The 1,825-nt window shown below is 36.3% G+C and carries 1 protein-coding gene; it reads left to right on the top strand.

Annotated elements, in window-relative coordinates; all coding sequences use genetic code 11:
* Positions 1 to 123 precede the first annotated feature (123 nt).
* Complete coding sequence (locus QOS07_RS09165) at positions 124 to 1,572, top strand: PTS transporter subunit IIC (RefSeq protein WP_283588639.1); 1,449 nt, start codon at positions 124 to 126, stop codon at positions 1,570 to 1,572.
* The last annotated feature ends 253 nt before the right edge of the window (positions 1,573 to 1,825 follow it).

Here is a 1,825-nt window from a genome sequence, read left to right as displayed (position 1 = left end):
TTACTTTTGTTTGTGGTTATTCAAAAGTCTATCACAAATGACTTTTTTATTTTTCTAACTTAATTTTACAAACCGCGGTACAAAAACCGTTAGATATTTTGAAGGTTAGTTAGGAGGATTATAATGCTGCAGTCATTTATGAATATTTTTACGACTTTAGGCGATACTGTAGTCGTGCCTATTGTAATTTTTATTGTTGCACTTTGTTTACGAGTTAAAGCACGGACTGCAATGATGAGTGCGCTGCTTGTTGGGGTTGGTTTAACCGGGTTCGGCTGGATCATTAATGCTTTTACTCCTGTTGTTACGAAGATTGTTCGTCAAATGGTATCAACGACTGGAATTAATTTGCCAGTTGTTGATACTGGTTGGCAAACAGCTGCTTTGGTTTCATTCCATTCAACTGTTGGAATTACCTTCTTTATTGTTGGGTTAATTCTTGAAATAGTACTATTCTTAATTGGTTACACAAAAGTGTTCTTTGCTACCAATCTTTGGATGAACTGGGGATTTATGATTTGGGGTACATTATCTTACTTTGTTACCCATAATTTCTGGTTATCCTTGGGTCTTAGCATTTTCATGATGTTGTACGTTTTGTTAACGGCTGAAGTTCAGGCAGATCGATACTCTGCTTACTATCAAATTAGTAATGGGACAGTTGGTGCTGCCCATAATATGGAAAATATTATTCCAGCAATTATTCTTGATCCATTATGGAATATGTTGCACTTTGACCGTTTTCATGCAACACCGGATGCCATCAAGAGTAAATTAGGAGTTTTTGGTGAACCTACATTTATCGGTGCTGTCTTAGGGATTATTATCGGAATTTTAGGTAACCTGAAAAACCTTGGATCCTTAGCTGCGTGGGGCCAAATTCTCAAATTCGGTGTTCAATTAGCAGCAGTTATGACAATTTTCCCATTAGTAGCACATCTCTTTGGACAAGCGTTCAAGCCATTGACGGATGAAATTACGGAACGTTACAGTAAAGGTGAAAATAAAGTTACTTCAGAAGAAGACAACATTAAGAGTAAGAAGCGGTGGTTCCTTGCGGTTGATGATGGCCTTGGGTATGGTGAACCGGCAACTATTATTTCAGGGACGATTTTAATCCCAATTGTTATCCTATTAGCATTTATTCTTCCTGGAAATAAGACCTTACTAGTAGTTGATTTAGTATCGATTCCATTCATGGTTGAATCAATCATTGCGGTTACTCATGGTAACATTTTGAAGACAATCGCCAACGCAATTGTTTGGTTTAGTTTAGGCTTGTACATGTGTAGTTATATTGCACCTATTTATACCCATGCGGTTGCTCAATATGGAGTAGCACTTCCTGCAGGTGCAGTTATGATTGCAAGTTTTAATGTAATGTGTCGTCCATTAAACGGCTTAATCTTCCTTGCTTGGATTTCAGGCAACCCAGTTTGGATTGGCATAACAATTGTTGTTTATGCAGTCCTGCAAGTATTCTTACGGACTCGTCGTCCACAAATTTGGATGTATCTTAAGAAGATGTCCGACAGGAATATTGCACCTGTTAAAGTTAAGGAAAGCGAATAATTTATGGATTTTCAATTGTTTTTATGTGATTTTAAATAAAAATATGTTAGTTTTAATGGGAGCGTGTGTAATTCTTAAATAAGCGTGCTTAAATTTTAGGGAGCGGGAGATTCCTAAGTATGAAAAACTCAATGAAAAATATTAAGGAACGTCAACAAAAGTTAATAAAAATTGTTCAGTGAGTATTTACAATCTAAGTGCAACAGATTTAAAAAAATAAACCCATAGCGGGTAGAATATGTTTAACGACCAA

It is taken from the genome of Limosilactobacillus viscerum, from assembly GCF_947387525.1.
Lineage (GTDB): Bacteria > Bacillota > Bacilli > Lactobacillales > Lactobacillaceae > Limosilactobacillus > Limosilactobacillus viscerum.
The sequence above is the reverse complement of the archived record's forward strand: the minus strand, read 5'-3'. Positions and strand labels throughout refer to the sequence as shown.